Annotated in this window: 18 protein-coding genes; 15 read left to right on the top strand and 3 right to left on the bottom strand. The window is 55.2% G+C overall.

Annotated elements, in window-relative coordinates:
- The first annotated feature begins 18 nt into the window (after positions 1-18).
- The 8 genes from OCV69_RS09300 (at position 19) to OCV69_RS09335 (ending at position 6,234) form a co-directional block, all read left to right on the top strand.
- Positions 19-1,038: a methionine ABC transporter ATP-binding protein gene (locus tag OCV69_RS09300; RefSeq protein WP_158358829.1), complete on the top strand. Its 1,020-nt coding sequence runs from the start codon at positions 19-21 to the stop codon at positions 1,036-1,038.
- Positions 1,028-1,687, top strand: a complete 660-nt coding sequence (locus tag OCV69_RS09305; protein ID WP_158358830.1) for a methionine ABC transporter permease — start codon at positions 1,028-1,030, stop codon at positions 1,685-1,687. The genes OCV69_RS09300 and OCV69_RS09305 overlap by 11 nt, the downstream gene beginning before the upstream one ends.
- 122 nt (positions 1,688-1,809) lie before the next feature.
- Positions 1,810-2,622, top strand: a complete 813-nt coding sequence (locus OCV69_RS09310; RefSeq protein ID WP_158358831.1) for a MetQ/NlpA family ABC transporter substrate-binding protein — start codon at positions 1,810-1,812, stop codon at positions 2,620-2,622.
- A 46-nt stretch (positions 2,623-2,668) separates the two neighbouring features.
- Complete coding sequence (gene proC, locus OCV69_RS09315) at positions 2,669-3,466, top strand: pyrroline-5-carboxylate reductase (RefSeq protein WP_158358832.1); 798 nt, start codon at positions 2,669-2,671, stop codon at positions 3,464-3,466.
- Between the two features lie 19 nt (positions 3,467-3,485).
- Positions 3,486-4,022, top strand: coding sequence for an NUDIX domain-containing protein (locus OCV69_RS09320; protein ID WP_022272984.1), 537 nt, complete (start codon positions 3,486-3,488; stop codon positions 4,020-4,022).
- Positions 4,023-4,100: 78 nt separating this feature from the next.
- Entirely contained in the window at positions 4,101-4,646 is a 546-nt protein-coding gene (locus OCV69_RS09325) for a hypothetical protein (protein WP_158358833.1), read from the top strand.
- A 210-nt stretch (positions 4,647-4,856) separates the two neighbouring features.
- Entirely contained in the window at positions 4,857-5,735 is an 879-nt protein-coding gene (locus OCV69_RS09330) for a tyrosine recombinase (protein WP_158358834.1), read from the top strand.
- Positions 5,736-5,859: 124 nt separating this feature from the next.
- A complete protein-coding gene (locus tag OCV69_RS09335) occupies positions 5,860-6,234 on the top strand; it encodes an MmcQ/YjbR family DNA-binding protein (protein WP_158358835.1) in 375 nt (124 codons plus the stop codon).
- 115 nt (positions 6,235-6,349) lie between these two features.
- On the opposite strand, the gene OCV69_RS09340 is transcribed toward OCV69_RS09335, so the two are convergent.
- Positions 6,350-7,753, bottom strand: a complete 1,404-nt coding sequence (locus OCV69_RS09340; RefSeq protein ID WP_158358836.1) for an NAD(P)/FAD-dependent oxidoreductase — start codon at positions 7,751-7,753, stop codon at positions 6,350-6,352.
- 84 nt (positions 7,754-7,837) lie between these two features.
- The gene (locus tag OCV69_RS09345) at positions 7,838-9,238 is read right to left on the bottom strand and encodes an MATE family efflux transporter (protein ID WP_158358837.1); all 1,401 of its coding nucleotides are present in this window, start codon (positions 9,236-9,238) and stop codon (positions 7,838-7,840) included.
- Positions 9,239-9,409: 171 nt separating this feature from the next.
- On the opposite strand from OCV69_RS09345, the gene pth reads away from it, so the two are divergent.
- From pth to OCV69_RS09360, 3 genes are read left to right on the top strand one after another with little or no spacing between them, the layout of a single operon-like run.
- Positions 9,410-9,988 (top strand): aminoacyl-tRNA hydrolase, encoded by a 579-nt coding sequence (pth, locus tag OCV69_RS09350; protein WP_158358838.1) that lies wholly within the window; start codon positions 9,410-9,412, stop codon positions 9,986-9,988.
- A 21-nt stretch (positions 9,989-10,009) separates the two neighbouring features.
- The gene (gene mfd / locus OCV69_RS09355; RefSeq protein ID WP_158358839.1) at positions 10,010-13,609 is read left to right on the top strand and encodes a transcription-repair coupling factor; all 3,600 of its coding nucleotides are present in this window, start codon (positions 10,010-10,012) and stop codon (positions 13,607-13,609) included.
- Between the two features lie 7 nt (positions 13,610-13,616).
- Positions 13,617-14,216: a hypothetical protein gene (locus OCV69_RS09360; protein WP_158358840.1), complete on the top strand. Its 600-nt coding sequence runs from the start codon at positions 13,617-13,619 to the stop codon at positions 14,214-14,216.
- On the opposite strand, the gene OCV69_RS09365 is transcribed toward OCV69_RS09360, so the two are convergent.
- Entirely contained in the window at positions 14,211-15,107 is an 897-nt protein-coding gene (locus tag OCV69_RS09365) for a LysR family transcriptional regulator (protein ID WP_158358841.1), read from the bottom strand. The two genes, OCV69_RS09360 and OCV69_RS09365, sit on opposite strands and share 6 nt — an antisense overlap.
- A gap of 125 nt (positions 15,108-15,232) precedes the next feature.
- On the opposite strand from OCV69_RS09365, the gene OCV69_RS09370 reads away from it, so the two are divergent.
- The 4 genes from OCV69_RS09370 (at position 15,233) to tyrS (ending at position 20,244) form a co-directional block, all read left to right on the top strand.
- Positions 15,233-15,964, top strand: a complete 732-nt coding sequence (locus OCV69_RS09370; protein ID WP_158358842.1) for a creatininase family protein — start codon at positions 15,233-15,235, stop codon at positions 15,962-15,964.
- Positions 15,965-15,985: 21 nt separating this feature from the next.
- A complete protein-coding gene (locus tag OCV69_RS09375) occupies positions 15,986-17,320 on the top strand; it encodes a sodium/glutamate symporter (RefSeq protein WP_158358843.1) in 1,335 nt (444 codons plus the stop codon).
- Between the two features lie 15 nt (positions 17,321-17,335).
- Positions 17,336-18,511, top strand: coding sequence for a M20 metallopeptidase family protein (locus tag OCV69_RS09380; RefSeq protein WP_158358844.1), 1,176 nt, complete (start codon positions 17,336-17,338; stop codon positions 18,509-18,511).
- A gap of 509 nt (positions 18,512-19,020) precedes the next feature.
- Positions 19,021-20,244 carry a tyrosine--tRNA ligase gene (gene tyrS, locus OCV69_RS09385; protein ID WP_158358845.1) on the top strand — a complete coding sequence of 408 codons (1,224 nt, stop codon included), beginning with the start codon at positions 19,021-19,023 and terminating at the stop codon, positions 20,242-20,244.
- Positions 20,245-20,293 lie beyond the last annotated feature (49 nt).

The raw sequence follows: 20,293 nt of genomic DNA on the forward strand, positions 1-20,293 counted from the left end.
GGAGAAAAGGAGAAAAGCATGGAAAATAAGACTCCGATCATCCGTATGGATGGTCTTGGAAAAGCGTTTACAGGGAGCCAGGGAACGGTCCGGGCGCTGGAGGACATCAGTCTGGAGATCATGCCTGGGGAGATCTTCGGGATCATCGGCCTTTCGGGGGCAGGAAAAAGCACCCTGGTGCGGTGTATGAATTATCTGGAGGTCCCCACCGAGGGAGAGGTCTATTATGACGGAAAGCCCCTGTCGGAAATGCAGGATGCTGAGTTAAGAAAGGTCCGCCAGTCCATGGGAATGATCTTCCAGCAGTTCAATCTGCTGGCCCAGAGGACAGTCCTGGGAAATATCTGTTTCCCCATGGAGATCGCAGGGACTCCCAGAGAAGAAGCAAAGGCCAGGGCCCGGGAACTTTTAAAGCTGGTGGGACTGGAGGACCGGGAAAACGCATATCCGGCACAGCTTTCCGGAGGCCAGAAGCAGAGGGTAGCCATTGCCAGGGCCATCGCCACCAATCCAAAGGTACTCCTCTGTGACGAGGCCACCAGCGCCCTGGATCCCAATACCACCAAAGCGATCCTTCAGCTTTTGAAGGAGATCAACCAGTCCATGGGCATTACAGTCGTCATCATCACCCATGAGATGGCCGTGATCGAAGCTGTCTGCGACCGGGTGGCCATCATCGACAAGAGCCACATTGCAGAGATCGGCGAGGTGTCCCGGGTGTTCGCAGAGCCCAAGTCCAAAATCGGCCGCCAGCTGATCCTGGGCGACGCAGCGGAAAAAGTAGAATTTGGAACGGGACGGCTGTTCCGTATTATCTTTGACGGCCTGGCGTCCAGTGAGCCGGTGATCTCCAACGTGGTACTGGCATGTAAGGTGCCGGTGAACATCATGTACGCAGCCACCAGGGATATAAAGGGAAAGGCCGCAGGACAGATGATCATTGAGCTGCCGGATCATGAGCCGGACATCGAAAGGGTCCTCCAGTATCTGGACCGGGCGAAAGTACCTTATGAGGAGGTTGGAAAAAATGAACTCTAATCTGGCATTTCTGTTTTTAGAAGAACTGGGAAATACCCTGATCATGACGTTTGCATCGTCGGCTCTGGCCTATGTGATCGGGATCCCCCTGGGAATCCTGCTTGTTGTCTGGGCAAAGAACGGGATCCGTCCCAACCCCAGGGCCCAGGAGGCCCTGGGCGTGATCATCAACCTGATCCGTTCTGTTCCGTTCCTGATCCTGGTGATCGCCATCCAGAACTTCACCAGAAAGCTGGTGGGCACCAGCGTGGGAACCAAGGCCATTATCGTGCCTCTGACTCTGGCGTCGGCCCCCTATGTGGCCAGGATCGTGGAAGCATCCTTAAACGAAGTGGATCCCGGGGTCATCGAAGCGGCCAAATCCATGGGCGCTTCCACCTGGCAGATCATCGTAAAGGTGCTCCTTCCGGAGGCGAAGCCATCTCTGATCACCAACGGGGCCATTGCAGTGACCACCATTCTGGGATACTCGGCCATGGCCGGCTTCTGCGGGGCCGGAGGCCTGGGAGCCGTTGCCATCAACTATGGCTACTACCGGTTTGAGGACGGCATCATGTGGATCGCCATTCTCTTCTTAGTGATCCTGGTACAGGTGATCCAGTCCCTGGGCATGACCCTGGTGAAAAAGGTGGACCGGAGGGCCCGTTAGGCTCACGGAAGAAGGCTCTTTAAACGTATGGATCAGATCCTGACCGGCCAAAACCAAAGCGCGCAGGCGGAGGGCGGAACGGTTTTGATATAAATGAAAACATCAAAAGGAGAAAGATCATCATGAGAAAAAACATTTATACATTCCTGGCAGTCGCTTTTGTGGCCGGACTTTTAGCCGGCTGCGGTTCCAAAGATTCCGGTAAGGACACCACCATCGTCGTAGGAGCCAGCCCGGCTCCCCACGCAGAGATCCTGGAGGCGGCGAAGCCGGTGCTGGAGAAGGCAGGCTATACCCTGGAGATCAAAGAGTATAACGATTATGTACAGCCCAATGTGGCCCTGGATGCCGGAGACCTGGACGCCAACTATTTCCAGCACCAGCCGTATCTGGATGAATTTAATGCGGAGAAAAAGACGGAGCTGGCTTCTGCGGCTGTGATCCATTATGAGCCCTTTGGGATCTATGCCGGAAAGACCGCTTCCCTGGAGGAGCTGGCAGACGGAGCCCAGATTGCCGTTCCCAATGACACCACCAATGAGGCCAGGGCTCTCCTGCTTTTAGAGGCCCAGGGGCTCATCGGCCTGAAGGAGGGCGCAGGACTTACGGCAACCAAGCAGGATATCGTTGACAATCCGAGAAATTTCGATATCATTGAAATGGAGGCAGCCCAGCTTCCCCGTTCTCTCCAGGACGTGGATCTGGCTGTCATCAACGGAAACTATGCCATCGCAGCAGGTTTAAAGGTGGCGGACGCTCTTGTATGTGAGGATTCAGAATCCATCGGCGCCACTACCTACGGAAATGTGGTAGCTGTCCAGAAGGGCCATGAGAATGATGAAAAGATCAAGGCTCTGGTGGATGCCTTAAAGAGCGGGGAGGTAAAGAAGTTTATTGAAGAAACGTATGAGGGGGCCGTGGTTCCGCTTTCATAGAAAAGCGGCCCTCCCCTGTGCGGGAACATCTCAGGAGGGAATGGAAATGGAAAAAATCGGTTTTATTGGAATGGGCAACATGGCGACTGCCATCATGAAGGGGCTTTTAAAGGAATTTTCCCCGGAGGATATGATCTTTTCCTCTGCCCATGAGGAAAAAATGGAGCAGGTCACCAGGGAGACGGGGGTTCCCCATGCGGGCTCCAACGCAGAGTGCGCCAGACAGGCAAAGTACCTGGTCCTGGCTGTAAAGCCCCAGGTGCTGCCCCGGGTTTTTGGGGAGATCAAAGACGTGGTGACGAAGGACCAGGTGATCATCTCCATCGCAGCCGGATACACCATTTCCGACCTGACAGAGGGCCTGGGAGGCCAGGTTCGGGTGGTCCGCTCCATGCCCAACACACCGGCTATGGTGGGTGAGGGCATGACGGGAGTCTGCTATGATGAAGTCCTGTTCACCCAGGAGGAAAAGGCGCTTCTCCATACACTGTTCACTTCCTTTGGAAAAATGGAACTGGTGGAGGAGCGGCTCATGGATGTGGTGGGAAGCGCCAGCGGCTGTTCCCCGGCTTATGTATACATGTTCATCGAGGCCCTGGCCGACGGCTGTGTGAAGAACGGCCTGCCCCGCCAGATGGCGTACCGGATGGCTGCCCAGGCAGTCCTTGGAAGTGCAAAAATGGTCCTGGAGACCGGAAAGCATCCCGGCGAGCTAAAGGATATGGTCTGCTCACCCGGCGGCACCACCATCGAGGGTGTGGCGGCCCTGGAGGAGGGAGGCTTCCGCAGCTCCATCATAAAGGCCTGCGACGCCAACTACGAGAAAAATAAGCGGTTAAAATAGGCGGGAGGAGAAAGCGGTTATGGAAAAAACGATCCGCCTGGAGCGGGAGCTGGCGTACACCGGGACGATCCTTAAGGTATACAGGGATACGGTGGTGGCCAACGGGATCCAGGAGACCTATGATTATATCCACCACGACGGGGCGGCAGCAGTGCTTCCGGTGACAAAGGATGGAAAGCTCTTAATGGTGCGCCAGTACAGGAACGCCCTGGACCGGTTTACCCTGGAGCTGCCGGCCGGAAAGGTGGATGCGCCGGACGAGCCCCGGATCGAATGTGCGTACCGGGAGCTGGAGGAGGAGACCGGGTTTAAAGCGGAGACCATGGAATACCTCATGACCATCAACACAACCGTGGCATTCTGCGACGAGGCCATCGACCTGTTTGTGGCCAGGGATCTGGTAAAGACAGAGCAGCACCTGGACGCAGACGAAAGCATCGATGTGGAGGAATGGGAGGTAAAGGACCTGCTGGAGCTGATCTACGGAGGAAAGCTCACCGACGGAAAGACGGTGGCTGCCATCATGGCATATGCCCAGCGGGAAGGGATCCGGTGAACGGATAAAAATGGAATAGACCGGACATGGCCGTCATATAGTGGGAACAAAAGAAGCCTGTACTGTATGGGGGATGCCATGGGAAATTTCGGAAACAGGAAGGACAGCCCAGGATTCTGGCTGTCCTTTTTTCTGCTCCTGGGAGCCGCCGCTGGGACGCGGTTCTGCAACTGGCCGGATTCCGGATGGAAGGAGGCGCTTAGGGATGCGGGGAGTGGGATGGTCACGGCAGCCATGCTGTTAAAGCTGGATTTCATGGGGCTTTTTTTTACGGTTTTAAGAAAACGGCTGGGGGAGGCCTTCTGCCTGATCCTGTTCTCCATGACGCCGGCGGCTCCGTTTCTTTTTATGGGGACGGCGGCCTACCTGGGTTTTTCCACGGCGGTGACCGTCAGCGCCCTGACCATGGGGAGCGGGCTTTCCGGGATCTTCCGGTACCTGGCCCTGGTCCTTCCCCAGGCTGTGCCGTACATGGCTGTATTTTATGTGACGGCCTGGTGGATGGAGGAGGAGAAAAAGAAGATGACCGCGCCTGCGGCCCTGGCGCTGGTCCTGGCAGCGGTCCTGGGAGCGGCGGCGGAAAGCTTTGTGAATCCGTGGATAACTGCCTGGATCACCGGATGAACGGTGGAAAATTCTTTTTACAATATGTGGAAGGCCGCTGTCCGGGGAGTGCCACATGTTGGGCTTTGTATGGAAACCGCCTGGAAAGTGGGAGAAAAGGGGTAAAAATGTGTTTGATTTTATGGAAAAGTGAGACTATAATGAGGAAAACAGCCCGTTTTGGGCAGGATCGTGTATGAGAGAAGATCACGGGGGATCGGGCAGAGTGAGATGAAAGAAGAGATTAGACGGTTCGCGGAGTATCTGGAGGCGGAAAAGCATGCTTCAGAAAATACCCGCGTTTCCTATCAGAGAGATTTAATGCAGATGGCGGCGTTCCTGGAAGGAATGGGGATCCGGGAGCTGTCCCGGGTCACAAGGACAGCGCTGAATTCCTATGTGCTGATGCTGGAAAAGGAAGGGAAGGCGGCGTCCACGGTGTCCAGGAACCTGGCATCCATGAAGGCGTTTTTCGGATACGAATTCAAGCGCGGGCGGATCAGAAAGGATCCGTCAGAATCCATCCATGCGCCCAGGATCGAAAAAAAGGCTCCGGTGATCCTGACCGTGGAGGAGGTGGACCGCCTGCTGGCCCAGCCGTCGGGGGATTCTGCCAAGGAGATCCGGGATAAGGCCATGCTGGAGCTCCTTTACGCCACCGGGATCCGCGTATCGGAGCTGATCCATCTGGAGCTTTCCGATGTGAATATGGCTGTGGGCTTCATTACCTGCCGGGACGAATATAAGGAGCGGGCCGTACCCTTCGGCCGCGTGGCCAAGGAGGCACTTTCAAGATATCTGGAAACAGCCCGCCCGGCTCTTGTAAAGGGCGGGGACGCGCCCTGGCTTTTCATCAACTGCAGCGGCGGCCTCATGAGCCGCCAGGGCTTCTGGAAGATCGTGAAATATTACGGGGAAAAGGCAGGGATCCAGGAGGACATCACGCCCCATACCCTGCGCCATTCCTTTGCGGCCCATCTGATCGGCGGCGGGGCCGATGTGAAGGCTGTCCAGACCATGATGGGCCATGCCGATCCCGCCACCACCCAGATGTACGCCGCCTATGCCGGACTCTGCGGGACAGACCCGGAAGCACATCACAGGAGATAGGAGATCCCCCTTCCCAGAGAACGCGCCGCTCTGTGAAGGGGGATTTTCTGGATGCATACCTGGCAGAAGAACTGGAAGAGGAATACCGGAAAACGCAGATACCGGATCAGGAGGAGGAAAGAGAATGACACGACAGGAACTGTTCGCCTGGTGCATGGACCAATACGGCACAGAGCCGGAGTATCCGTGGAAGGACAGAAACGCTGTCCTCCGTCACAAAGACAACAAAAAATGGTATGGAGTGATCCTGGAAACAGGAAAAAATAAACTGGGGCTTCCGGGAGATGGAACCGCAGAGATCCTGAACGTAAAATGCGACCCGGTCCTGGCTGCCTCCTGCCGCACCCAGCCCGGATTCTTCCCCGCCTGGCACATGAACAAAGAAAAATGGCTCAGCATCCTTCTGAACGAACCAGAGCTGGACGCCGCCATAAAAAACCTCCTGGCCCTAAGCTTCGACCTGACCTCCCCCAGCTCCAGACCCCAGCATTCAAAATAATCCCTCCAGGAGTTCCCATCCCTTCCGCCCCATCCTTCAGTCTCCGCCCCCGCCAAAGCCCCCATGTCCTCCCAAAGCGATGCTTTCTTTGGGAGGATATGGGGGCGTCCCTATTTTACAGCTTCCCCAGAATACTCCTTGCCACCGACAGTCCGTTGGCGGAGGCCTGCTGGAGTCCGCGGGTCACGGACGCGCCGTCGCCGATGGCCCGGAGTCCCGGGATACTGGTCTCGAAATCCTTATTTACCACCACCTTATTGGAGTAGAATTTCACCTCCACGCCGTAAAGCAGGGTCTCGTCGCTGGCGATCCCGGGCGTTACCTTGTCCAGAGCCAGGAGCATTTCTTTAATGTCCACCATGATCCGATGGGGCAGCACCAGGGACAGATCTCCAGGCACTGCGTCCTTTAAGGTGGGGATCAGATTGTTCCGGCAGAGCCGTTCCTCAGTGGTCCGGCGGCCCCGGAGGAAATCGCCGAAGGTCTGCACCAGGATCTTTCCGTCACACAGCATGTTGGAAAGCTGGGCCACATGCTTGCCGTATTCGATGGGCGTCTTAAAGGGCTTGGTGAAGTTTTTGGACACCAGAAGGGCAAAGTTGGTGTTGTGGGTCTTATATTCCTGGGACTTGTAGGCATGGCCGTTGACTACCGCCAGGCCGTTTTCGTAATACTCCGTGGCCACCTCTCCCGACGGATTGGTACAGAAGGTACGCACCTTATCGTCGAAGGTGGGCGTATAATACACCAGCTTGGCCTCGTAGAGGTTTTTATTTAAAAATTCCATGACCTCGTCCCGGACCTCCACCCGGACGCCGATGTCCACGGTGCCGACCTTTGTCTCGATCCCGTGATCCCTGCATACATGGGAGAACCAGTCGGAGCCCTCGCGGCCGATGGCGGACACGATCTCCCGGGCATAATACGTTTCTCCCTTATCAGTGAGGATCCCTCTGGCACAGCCGTCCTCGATGAGGATATCCTGGACCATGGTATTAAATTCGATCCGTACCCCGCTGCTTAACAGGTGTTCCTGGAGGCGGGTGTAGATCTTATAGCCCTCTTCAGTGCCCAGATGACGGATGGGACATTCGATGAGCTTTAAGTTTGCCATGATGGCCCTCCGGCGGATCTCCTGGATCTCCTTCTGCTTATCGACGCCGTAGACATTTGTGTCTGCCCCGAATTTCAGATAGATATCGTCGGATTCATGGATCAGCTCCAGGGCCTTGTCATATCCCAGGATATCCGGCAGGTTCCCTCCCACATCCGGAGACAGGGAGAGCTTTCCGTCAGAAAACGCGCCGGCTCCCGCAAAGCCGGTGGTGATGCTGCATGGCCTGCACCCCACGCAGACCTTGGTGGTACGCTTGGGGCATACCCGCTTTTCAATGGGACGGCCCTTTTCCACCATGAGTATGTTTAAGGAAGGCCGCTCCTTTATGAGCTCGTAGGCGCAGAAGATGCCCGACGGCCCCGCGCCGATGATGATCACATCAAAATCTGTTCTGTTGTTCATAGAATACCCCCAATCATAAACTGGCCGCAGTCCGGGAACCGCAGCCAGTCTATTATACCATAAAATACGTCTGGGAACAATCGATCAGAACAGCACCGGCATTTTCAGCCAGCGGCCCCGCAGCAGGCGGATCAGGAACACGATGCCGCGGGTGATCAGCTCGGCAGTCATAGAGATCCATACGCCGGTGACGCCGAACCGATGGGTGAACACCAGAACCGTCATGACACGGACGCCCCACATGGTAAACAGGTTGATGAAGAACGGGGCCTTGCTGTCCCCGGCTCCCCGGAGCGCGCCGGTGGCGACGATGCTGACGGCAAACAGCGGTTCTGAGAAGGCTACGATCCGCAGAAGTCCGGCGCTGACCTCCGCTACCTCCGTGTCAGCTGTCAGGAGGCTGGTGAGGAAGGGCGCGAAGCCGAACATTAAGAGCGCCATGAAAAATACCAGGATGGAGCCTAAGATCGTGGTCCCGTAGGCGAACCGCTTTGCCATATCCAGCCGCCGGGCTCCGATGCTCTGGCCCACAAGGGCGGTGGCGGCAGAGGCGACGCCGAAGGCAGGAAGATAGCAGATGCTCTCAGTCTGGACAGCCACGTAGTTGGAGGCCACGGCCACGGTGCCCATTCCGGCCACCACAGAGGTCATGACGATCTGAGCCAGGGAGAGGGCCATGCGCTCCAGGGCAGTGGGCGTGGACAGGCGCAGCATGTTGTTCATGCACGGCTTTGTGAAGCGCCAGGTCTCGTTTCCCTGGAAGCGGAGCGGCCCCTTACGGCAGATGATGCCCAGAAGAAGGGTCACGGCCACGCAGGCCTGGGCGAGTCCTGTGCCCAGAGCCGCGCCCTGGACGCCGAGGCCGGCTCCCCAGACGTGGAAGCCGCCGATGTCCCGGGGCGGGTAAATGAAGATAAAGTTAAAGATCACGTCAAACACGCACATGCCCACGTTCATGATGCTGGGCAGCAGGATGTTTCCGCTGCACCGCAGGATGCTGGAGTACAGGGCGGAGGCCATGGAAAACGGGAAGAAGAAGGCCACCGTACAGAAGTAGGACCTGGCCGCCGGGGCGATCTCCGGATCAGAGCCCAGAAGCTCCGGCAGGACCTGGCCGATGCCGATGGCTGCTGCGGCCATGACCACACCGAACAAAACGTTAAACAGGATGGACTGGCACAGGACGTTCCGGCTGTCTCCGTCCCGTCCGGCTCCCAGGTACTGGGCGATCTGGACGGAAAAGCCCACGGCAATGGCGCTGGTCAGGCCGTTCATTAGCCAGATGGAGCTGGCTACCACGCCGATGGCCGCCGTGGCTCCCGGACCCAGGCTGCCCACCATGGCGGTGTCGATATAGCTCATGAGCGTCATGACCAGCTGTTCCAGGATCGCCGGAATGGAAAGGGCGATGATCAGCTGGGTCTGGCTTTTTAAGGAGATGGAGCGGCCGTCCCGCATGGCCTCGCTCATCTGAAGCATGTTCATAAAAGATACCCCCAATGTAAGAATTTAATAAAATACCCCATGCCCATAGTATACTGGAAAACGGCAGGAATTGGAAGAGGAGGAGCAAAGGATTTGGGACTTGTAAGTCATGGATAAAACTGATAGAATAGTAAAACCATAAATCATGGGATAAAGGAGAAAATATACCATATGTTTTTAATAGCAGGTCTCGGGAATCCGGGAAAGGAATATGAAAATACACGCCATAACGCCGGCTTCATGGTGCTGGACGCCCTGGCAGATAAGCTGGGAGCCGACATATCGGAGAAAAAGCACAAGGCCCTCTGCGGCAGGGCTGTGATCGGGGGGCAGAAGGTGATCCTTTTAAAGCCCCAGACGTATATGAATTCCAGCGGCGAGAGCATCCGGGCGGCTGCCGATTATTATAAGGTGGACCCGGAGGACATCCTGGTGGTCTATGACGACATCAGCCTGGCTCCCGGCCAGCTTCGGATCCGGGCCAAGGGAAGCGCCGGAGGCCACAACGGGATCAAGAGCATCATCGCCCATCTGGGGACCCAGGAGTTCCCCAGAGTCCGGGTGGGCGTGGGAGAAAAGCCGCCCAGGATGGATCTGGCCGACTATGTGCTGGGCCATTTTTCCCAGGGCGAGAGAAAGATCATGGAGGACGCAGTAAAGGAAGCGGCCGATGCGGTCATGGAGGCAGTGGAGGAAGGGATCGACCATGCCATGAACAGCCATAACCGGAAGAAGGACGGCCAGGCGTAAAAGGATCGGGAGAGGAGAAGAATGGGAGAGATATTTGCAAATCCGCTGACGGAGCTGGCAGAATATGGAGACATGAAGCAGGATCTTATGAAAGGGAAAGGACCCGTCCAGATCTGCGGCGTCACCGATTCCCAGAAGGTCCATGTGATGTACCAGGTTTCGGAGGAGAAGGCCTGGAGGTTAGTTGTGACTCACGACGATACCAGGGCCAGGGAGCTTTACGATGACTTCAGCTATTTTGAAAAGAATACATGGCTGTATCCCGCCAGGGATCTTCTGTTTTACAGCTCCGATATCCATGGAAACCTTCTGACCAGACAGCGGATGCAGGTGTTTAAGCACCTGATGGAGGATGTTGGCGGGACCGTGGTGACCACGGTGGACGGCCTCATGGACCATCTTCTCCCTCTTTCCATGATGAAGGAGCGGCGGATCCTGGTGGAGTCCGGAGAGGTCCTGGATATCGGGGATATGAAGGAACGGCTCCGGGATCTGGGCTACGAGCGGACGGGCCAGGTGGACGGAATGGGCCAGTTTTCCATCCGAGGAGGAATCATTGATATTTTCCCTCTGACCGAGGAGCTTCCGGTGCGGATCGAGCTGTGGGGAGACGAGGTGGACTCCATCCGGTCCTTTGATCCGGAGAGCCAGAGATCCATTACCCAGATGGATTCGGTGCTGATCTATCCGGCGGCGGAGCTGACCTTAACAAAGGAGCAGATGGAAAACGGCACAGACCGGATCGAAAAGGAAGGGAAAAAGCAGGAAAAGGCCTTCCGGGAGGCAGGAAAGCCCGAGGAGGCCCACCGGATCAAGACTGCCGTGGGGGAACTGTGCGAGGCCTTAAGGGAGGGCTTTGACCCCCACGCCCTGGACGGATATATCCGGTATTTCTGTAAGGAGACGGTGTCGTTTCTGGAGTACATGAAGGAAGCGGCGGGAACGGACCGGACGGACGGAGCTCTCGCCGGAAACGGCGGCTCTGGGGAGCGCGCAGGCCTTGCCATATTTTTAGATGAGCCCCAGAGGCTTTTGGAAAAGGCCGGAGCGGTGGAAACTGAGTTTCGGGAGAGCATGAGCCACCGTCTGGAAAAGGGGTATCTGCTTCCGGGCCAGACGGATCTTTTATTTTCCGCAAAGGCTGTGCTGGCGGCGGCCCAGACGCCGGAGGCCATTTTTATGACGGGCCTGGACCAGCGGCTTCCGGGCATGGCCGTTAAAAAGAAATACAGCATCACGGGAAAAAATGTCAATTCCTACCAGAACGGCTTTGAGCTTCTGATCAAAGATCTGACCCGCTGGAAAAAGGAAGGCTACCGGGTGGTGCTCCTTTCTGCGTCCCGGACCAGGGCCAGCCGTCTGGCAGGGGATCTGAGAGAGTACGATCTGCGGGCCTTCTGCCCCGAGGATCCCAGCCGTCCGGTGAGCCCGGGGGAGATCCTGGTGACCTATGGAAAGCTCCATAAGGGCTTTGAATATCCGCTGATCAAATTTGTGGTCATTACGGAAGGCGACATGTTCGGAAACGAGCGCCGCCAGAAGAAAAGGAAAAAGTACAATTACGAGGGCAAGAAGATCAGCAGCTTTTCCGAGCTGTCCGTGGGAGACTATGTGGTCCATGAGAGCCATGGCCTGGGTATCTACCGGGGGATCGAAAAGATCGAGCAGGACCATGTGATCAAGGATTATATCAAGGTGGAGTATGCCGACGGCGGAAATCTCTATCTTCCGGCCACCCGCCTGGACGGGATCCAGAAGTACGCCGGAGCCGATGCGAAGACGCCGAAGCTCAATAAATTAGGCGGGGCCGAATGGGGAAAGACAAAGACCCGGGTACGCACGGCCGTGCGGGAGATCGCAAAGGAGCTGGTGGAGCTTTACGCCGCCCGCCAGGACGCCGAGGGCTTCGTTTACGGGGAGGACACGGTCTGGCAGAAGGAATTTGAAGAGATGTTCCCCTATGAGGAGACCGACGACCAGCTTTCCGCCATCGAGGACACAAAAAAGGATATGGAGAGCCGGAAGATCATGGACCGGCTGATCTGCGGCGATGTGGGCTACGGAAAGACCGAGATCGCTCTCCGGGCGGCCTTCAAGGCGGTCCAGGAGGGAAAGCAGGTGGTCTACCTGGTTCCCACCACCATCCTGGCCCAGCAGCACTACAATACCTTTATCCAGAGGATGAAGGACTTTCCGGTGCGGGTGGATCTGATGTCCCGGTTTAAGACCCCGGCGGATATCAAAAAGACGCTGGAGGGGCTGAAAAAGGGGTTTGTGGACATCGTCATCGGCACTCACCGGGTGCTCTCCAAGGACGTGCAGTTCAAGGACCTGGGCCTGCTCATCATCGACGAGGAGCAGCGGTTCGGCGTGGCCCACAAGGAAAAGATCAAGCAGCTGAAGCAGAACGTGGATGTGCTGACCCTGACTGCCACCCCCATTCCCAGGACTCTCCACATGAGCCTCATCGGGATCCGGGATATGAGCGTTTTAGAGGAGCCGCCCATGGAGCGTGTGCCCATCCAGACGTATGTGATGGAGTATAACGACGAGATGGTCCGGGAAGCCATCCACCGGGAGCTGGCCCGCGGCGGCCAGGTATACTATGTATACAACAGAGTCAGCAACATCGACGAGATTGCAGGCCATGTGGCCTCTCTGGTGCCCGATGCTCAGGTGGCCTTTGCCCATGGGCAGATGAACGAGCGTCAGCTGGAGCGGATCATGCTGGATTTTGTCAACGGCGACATCGACGTTTTAGTATCCACCACCATCATCGAAACGGGGCTGGATATCCCCAACGCCAACACCATGATCATCCATGACGCGGACCGGCTGGGCCTTTCCCAGCTTTACCAGATCCGCGGGCGCATCGGCCGCTCCAACCGCACCTCCTTTGCGTTCCTCATGTACAAGCGGGACAAAATGCTGCGGGAGGAGGCGGAAAAGCGCCTCCAGGCAATCCGGGAATTCACGGAGCTGGGCTCCGGCATTAAGATCGCCATGCGGGACCTGGAGATCCGCGGGGCGGGGAACATCCTGGGAGCGGAGCAGCACGGCCACATGGAGGCCGTGGGGTATGATTTGTACTGCAAGATGTTAAATGAGGCCGTCCTGGCCCTTAAGGGAGAGACCACAGAGGAGGAGAGCTTCGAGACTGTGGTGGACTGCGACATCGACGCCTTTATCCCCGACGGATATATTAAGAACGAGTATCTGAAGCTGGATGTATACAAACGGATCTCGGCCATTGAGAACGAAGAGGAATACATGGACATGCAGGATGAGCTCATCGACCGGTTTGGAGATATCCCCGGACCGGTGGAAAATCTTCTGAAGGTGGCGGAGTTAAAGGCCGCAGCCCACCGGGCCTATGTGACCGGGGTGGCTGTCAACCGCCAGGAGATCCGTATGGAGCTGTATCCCAAGGCGAAGTTAGACGTTTCCGGTATTCCGGGACTCATCGGGGAATACAAGAACGCCCTGCGGTTCGTCCAGGGAGAAAAGCCCATGATGTTCTACCAGGATAAGCGGAATAAGAATAAGGACTGCGGCCCCATGATGGAGAAGGCCAGGGAGATATTGGAACGGCTGGGGGGACTGGCAGGCCAGAGGGGGTGAACCCGGTATGAGAAAAAATGATATGTACTGGCTCCTGTTCCAGATCGCATGCGGACTGTTCTGTCTTTTTTCATGGACACAGCCAGGCCAGGCAGCCCGGTATCTTTTACTGGGGCTCCTGTTTTTACGGATCACATTGTTTCTGCTGGTCTGGAAGAACGGAGACCGGGCGGTCCGATGGCTGGCGGGTCGGCACACGCCGGTGGGAGATCTGGAACTGAAGGAGCTTCGAGGGAAACTTTTTGATGTGTTGGTCCTTGCCGAATTTATGATCCTGGGAAACGCGGTTCCGAGACTGGCCGTCCATGGGCCGGAGTTTCGCCGCTATGATGCTCTTGCATGGTTTACCATAGCGTTGGTGATCTATTACCTGGTAAATTCTCCGGGTCTGCGGCTTTTCTTAAAAGGGGGCTGGTTTTGGGGGATACCCTGGGTAAGCATTGCACTGCTCCTATTGGTGTATAAAAATTCTGGGATTTTTATCGCAGATGCCGGTGATCAAATGTTTGTCGTAATGGTGATCATGCACTTGGAACTGGTGGCCAGTACGCTGGTAAGGATGTATCTGAAGGGAAAAGAGCGAGGTTCTGATGTGGGGCAGCTATGAAGCTGCCCCGTTTCCTTCCGCCGTAAATTCCACATATTCCCCGAAAAATTCATTTACATAAAAATTAGGATCGTTTTTCCGGCAGAGAGCATAAAATTTCCTTGGCAGATAAGGAAATGCAAAGCTCTTTTTTATTACATGGTCATACTTCCCGAGACGGATAAAATCGGGGATCATTCCGAATCCCAGGCCCGCGTTGACCATCATCATTTTCGTGTCATATGAGTTGACATGGATAATATCGCGGAAACGGAAAAAGGGCTTATAGTGATCAGAAATCTGGGAAATGCTGCCATCGTACATGGTGATAAGGACTTCGTTTTCCAGGTCAGATGATGAGATCCTTTCCAGGGAGGCCAGCGGGGATTCCCGGCAGATAGCCAGCCTCCAATCATGCTCATAGATCATAGCAGCGTTAAAATATTCTTTTTGGATTCCGGCCAGGAACTGGTCACTGGTGATGATGACATCCAGAAGGTTTTGTTCAAAGCGCTTTAAAAGCTCCCGGTAGCTGTACTGGAGACAGGTGATCCGCAGGTCTGGATGCTCAGAGACGTAAGTGCCCAGAAAGGGGCTTAAGAGCTCGCTTTCATAAATCCCCACGCCGATCTTCAGCGAACGGGTAAAGCCCTGGTGGATATTCTGGACCGTTTCAATGGAGGCATTATATACCTCCAGAAGCCTCTGGGCCTGGATATAAAACTCCCGCCCGGCATCTGTAAGGACGACCGAATGATTATCACGGTAAAACAGGCGGACATTCAGCTCCTCTTCCAGACTGCTGATCTTCCGGCTCATGGAGGTCTGGGTAATATGCTCTTTATCGGCAGCCCTGGTGAAGTTCAGACATTCCGCCAGGCTGATAAAGCATTTCATATTTTCTAAGTTCATTTCATCTCTCCTTTGCGGACATTTGTTTTCTGCATAACGTGACACTTTTTCTTCATTTCACATTATGGATCCCCGATGCTAAAATTGTCTCAACAAAACCGGAAACGGAAAGGAGACTCAAGATTATGACAAATTATATCAGAGAAATGAGCGGAAAACAATATTTAAAGAGACTGGCCGAAAATCCGACGGTGATCATTCCCACCGGGGCCTGTGAGATCTATGGCCCGCAGCTTCCCATGGGCAGTGATCTGATCGCAGCAAAGCGGATCGCAGAGCTGGTGGCAGAAAAGACCGGTGCATTGATCGCGCCTACCATTGAAGCCGGAGAATCCTCAGCCCTGGCCTCCTTCCCCTGTACCTTTGCCATGCCGAGAAAGATCTTAGAGGACTGGCTGGATTTCCTGGTAGGAAAGCTCATTAAGGATGGGGCGAAGAATTTTGTGTTTATCACCGGTCATGCGGGAAACGTGGATACGGTAAATTACATTGGAAAAAAATATCTGAATGAACACGATATCCGGCTGGTGCAGATCGACTGGTGGAGGTTTACCAACGCCAACGGCAGCGATATTTTCCAGTACAGCGGGCAGATGGCCCACGGCCATGCCAGCGAATGTGGAACCTCTGTAATGCTGTATCTTTACCCGGAGCTGGTGGATATGGACGAGCTCTCCAGAGTGGAGCCGATCACGGCAGGGGATTTCCCGGATTTCATTGGCTTTGGCCGGTTTACGGACAGGACGCCCAACGGGACCATCGGTGACGCAACGGTGGCTACCCGGGAAAAAGGGGAAAAGATCGTGACCCGGTGTGTGGACCGGATCGCGGCGTATATGGAGCAGAACTTCCGTTAAAAAAGAGAGGGGATGGATGATATGACACTGACTACTGTATTGATCGACATTTCTGCCGTCAGCGTGCTTTTGTTCCTGGCGTTCCTGATCCGGCAGAAGATCCCGTTTTTTTATAAGTATTATATTCCCACATCTCTGATCGCAGGGATCCTTGGACTGCTTCTGGGTCCGCAGGTGCTGGGCCAGTTTTCACCGGTCCATCTGCAGTTCAGCGAGTGGATCTCCCAGTGGACCAACTTTCTGTTTGCATTTATTTTTGCCACTTCATTTCTGGGTACGTCCACAGGAAAGTTCGGGAGAGATGTGCTTTCTACCACCTGTGTGACCGGTGTGGTGTTCATGGCCCAGGTGTTAGTTGGACTGGGGATCGCTTTTTTACTGTCCACATTTATGGATAATGTTCCTTACGCCATGGGACTTCTTCCTGTATCTGGCTTTTATGGCGGTCATGGCTCTGCCGGGATCATGGGCGGCTGCTTTGCCACTGAGGGCTGGGAGGAAGCCATGGGTATTGCCCTGACCTATGCCACCATCGGTATGTTCGTGGCCGTGATCGGCGGTATGTGGATCATCAACTGGGGAGCGAAAAAAGGCTATACCAGACAGAAAATGGACAGCAGCTATGTGGAGAAAAAGGATATAACCGGTATTCTTCCCGCGGAGCAGAGAAAGCCGGCAGCGATGGGAATCTCCAATCCGTCCGTGATCGATCCCATGGCGTTCCAGATGATGATCGTCGGTACGATCATCGCGGTTTCCCACTTTCTTAGGGAAGCGATCATTAAGGTGTTCCCATTCTGGGAGCGGATCCCGCTTTATACCATGTGCCTCATCATGGGAGCCATCATTGGAGTGGCGATCAGCAAGACGAAGTATAACCAGTATATTGACCGGGGAAGTATGAAGCGGATCTCTGGCGTGGCTCTGGAATACGCCATTGCCATGAATGTGGCAACTATAAAAATGAGTGTGCTGGCTTCCTATCTTGTTCCGATCCTTCTGACATCTGCTGCAATTACGGCAGTAACGGCTGTGATCTGTATCGTACTGGCCAAAAAGTGGTATGGAAAAGACTGGTTTGAAATGGCCATGGGCGCATATGGTCAGTGTACCGGAAGCCTGGCGACCGGACTTCTTCTGATCAAGGTCCTGGACCCCAATGGCGATACTCTGGCAGCAGAGAGCGTTTCCGGATCCAGCACCCTGGGCTCCTTCTGGCAGCAGCCATATAATACCATTGGACCCATGATGATCCTGGCAAGCCCTGTATTGGTCACTCTGGGAACGGCTGGTTTTCTGGCAGTTTTCCTAGCAGCCGGCACCCTGCTGTTTGGAAGAACGGTAAAAAAGTCGTAGAAAAGGATGGAAAGCATGAGCAATATACGGAAAATGGCGGAGCAGTATTTTGAGGATGCCGTAGAGCTCCGCAGAAGGATCCATCAGCAGCCGGAGCTTTCGATGGAGGAAAAGGAGACCTCGGCACTGGTAAGAGAAAAGCTTCGGGAATACGGGATATCCATTGCAGAGCTGCCTCTGGAGACTGGAGTTATAGGTGTTTTAGCGGGGGAACGGCCTGGCAGAACGATCCTTCTGCGGGCAGATATGGACGCTCTTCCGGTGGAGGAGCGGTCTGGCCTTCCTTTTGCCTCGGAGAAGAAGGGGGTCTGCCATAGCTGCGGCCATGATATCCATACAGCTGCCCTTCTCCTGGCTGCCCGGGTCCTGGGAGGGATAAAGAAGGATTTAGCAGGTACAGTATTATTTCTGTTCCAGCCGGCAGAAGAGAAGCTGAATGGTTCCCAGTCGGTGATCGACAGCGGGCTGTTTGAAAAATACCACCCTGATTTCGCCGTGGGACTTCATTGCTGGCCGGATCTCCCGGCCGGAACCGTTGGAGTAAGGAGCGGTTCCTTTATGGCCTCTTCAGACAGCGTGTCCCTGACGGTAAAGGGAAGGGGAGGACATGGAGCCCATCCACATAAAAGTGTCGATCCTATTACAGCGGCCGCTTATATCCTGGCAGAGCTGCAGACGGTGGTTTCCAGATCTGTGGCTCCCCTGGAAGCAGCGGTGCTGACCATGGGAAGGATCGAAGGAGGAACAGCAGCCAATGTGATCCCGGATACGGTCACCATGGAAGGAACAGTACGGACCGTAAGCCGTGAGACCAGGGCATTGATGGAGGAGAAGATCCGGCAGATCGCCTGTCATGGAGCAGAGGCCCTGGGGGCTTCCTGTGAGGTGGAATATAAAAGGGGAGTTCCGGCGGTGATCTGTGATCCGGCAGTTGTGGAGCGGATCCGGAAGGCGGCAGCGGAAGAACTGGGAAGCGAAAACGTCGTGACCCTGGAAACGCCGTCCATGGGATCGGAGGATTTTGCCCGCTATCTGGAACTTGTTCCCGGAGCCATGTTCCGCATCGGGACAGCCAGTGAGGATCCGGCGACCCGTCTGCCTCTCCATAACGGAGGGATCCGGTTTGACGAGCGGGCAGTCCTGGCCGGGGCTGTGACCTTTGGAAGGCTCGCCGCAGAATATTTAAGATAATATATCTTGACAAACCCTCCCGCCCTCCCTATAATGTGGCTTATAGCCGGTGACGGCTGAAAACCAAACAGGTATCAGCAATGAAGAGAACCAGTAACGGTCCACAGGATCCGCACAGAGAGCTGCCGGAGGGTGAGAGGCGCGCGGGATCGGAGCCGTGAATACATCTCGGAGCTTCGCACCGAACCGCGAAAGCCTGCCTGGAATCCCGGAGCATGTCTGGGAGGAAGAGCGGCAGTCCGTTCAGTAGGCTGCGACGGAGGGGCCCACGTTAAAGGGCCGGAGTCCTGTAAGGAGACTTCATAAGCCGTATAATGTGAGTTATGCGGGAACATTAGGTGGTAACACGAGCCGTTGGCCTCGTCCTTTTGAAACAGAAGGGCGGGGCTTTTTTGTTTTCACGGCGTTCCTGGGAGCGGGATCCCGGGGCGCTTCGTTTCTGCCCCTTCTGTGCGGAAATCGGCCAACGAAACAGAATACAGAGATCACAGAAAAAGGAGAATGATAAAATGGGAGTTTACGAGGAATTACAGGCAAGAGGCCTGATCGCCCAGGTGACGAATGAGGAAGAGATCCGGAAAATGGTAAACGAGGGAAAGGCCGTGTTCTACATTGGCTTCGATCCCACTGCCGACAGCCTGCATGTGGGCCATTTCATGGCTCTCTGCTTAATGAAGCGTTTACAGATGGCAGGCAATAAGCCCATCGCCCTGATCGGCGGCGGCACCGGAATGGTGGGAGACCCCTCCGGCAGAAGCGATATGCGCCAGATGATGACCGTGGAGACCATCCAGCACAACTGCGACTGCTTTAAAAAGCAGATGAGCCGTTTCATCGACTTTTCCGATGGAAAGGCCATGATGGTAAACAATGCGGAATGGCTCCTGGATCTGAACTACGTTGATTTCTTAAGAGAGATCGGACCGCATTTCTCTGTAAACCGTATGCTGACTGCCGAGTGCTACAAGCAGAGAATGGAAAAGGGCTTAAGCTTCCTGGAGTTCAACTACATGCTGATGCAGAGCTACGATTTCTACGAGCTGTTCCAGAGATACGGCTGCAACATGCAGTTCGGCGGCGACGACCAGTGGAGCAACATGTTAGGCGGCACGGAGCTGATCCGGAGAAAGCTTGGAAAAGACGCTCATGCCATGACCATCACCCTGCTCCTGAACTCTGAGGGCAAGAAGATGGGCAAGACCCAGTCCGGAGCCGTATGGCTGGATCCCAATAAGACAAGTCCCTTTGAGTTCTACCAGTACTGGAGAAACATCGCCGACGCCGACGTGTTAAAGTGCCTGCGGATGCTGACCTTCCTGCCCTTAGAGCAGATCGATGAAATGGATAAATGGGAAGGAAGCCAGTTAAACGAAGCCAAGGAGATCTTAGCCTACGAGCTGACTGCCCTGGTACACGGCGATGAGGAGGCCAAAAAGGCCCAGGAGAGCGCAAGGGCCCTGTTTGCAGGCGGAAACGCAGCAGAAATGCCCACAGCCGAGCTCTCTGACGATGACTTTACCGACGGCACCATCGATATCCTGTCCATCGTACAGAAATCCGGTCTTTGTGCATCCCGCTCCGAGGCCAGAAGAAATGTGGAGCAGGGCGGCGTATCTGTGGACGGCGAAGCTGTAAAGGATATTAAAACGGTTTACACAAAGGAACAGCTTTCCGGCGACGGCATCGTTGTAAAGAGGGGAAAGAAGAATTTCCGCCGTGTGACAGTAAAATAAGGAAACGTATAGACTGCGGGGCGTCTGCCCCGCACCGTCTGCTGTGAGA

Source organism: Alitiscatomonas aceti (assembly GCF_025567195.1).
GTDB classification, from domain to species: domain Bacteria; phylum Bacillota; class Clostridia; order Lachnospirales; family Lachnospiraceae; genus Alitiscatomonas; species Alitiscatomonas aceti.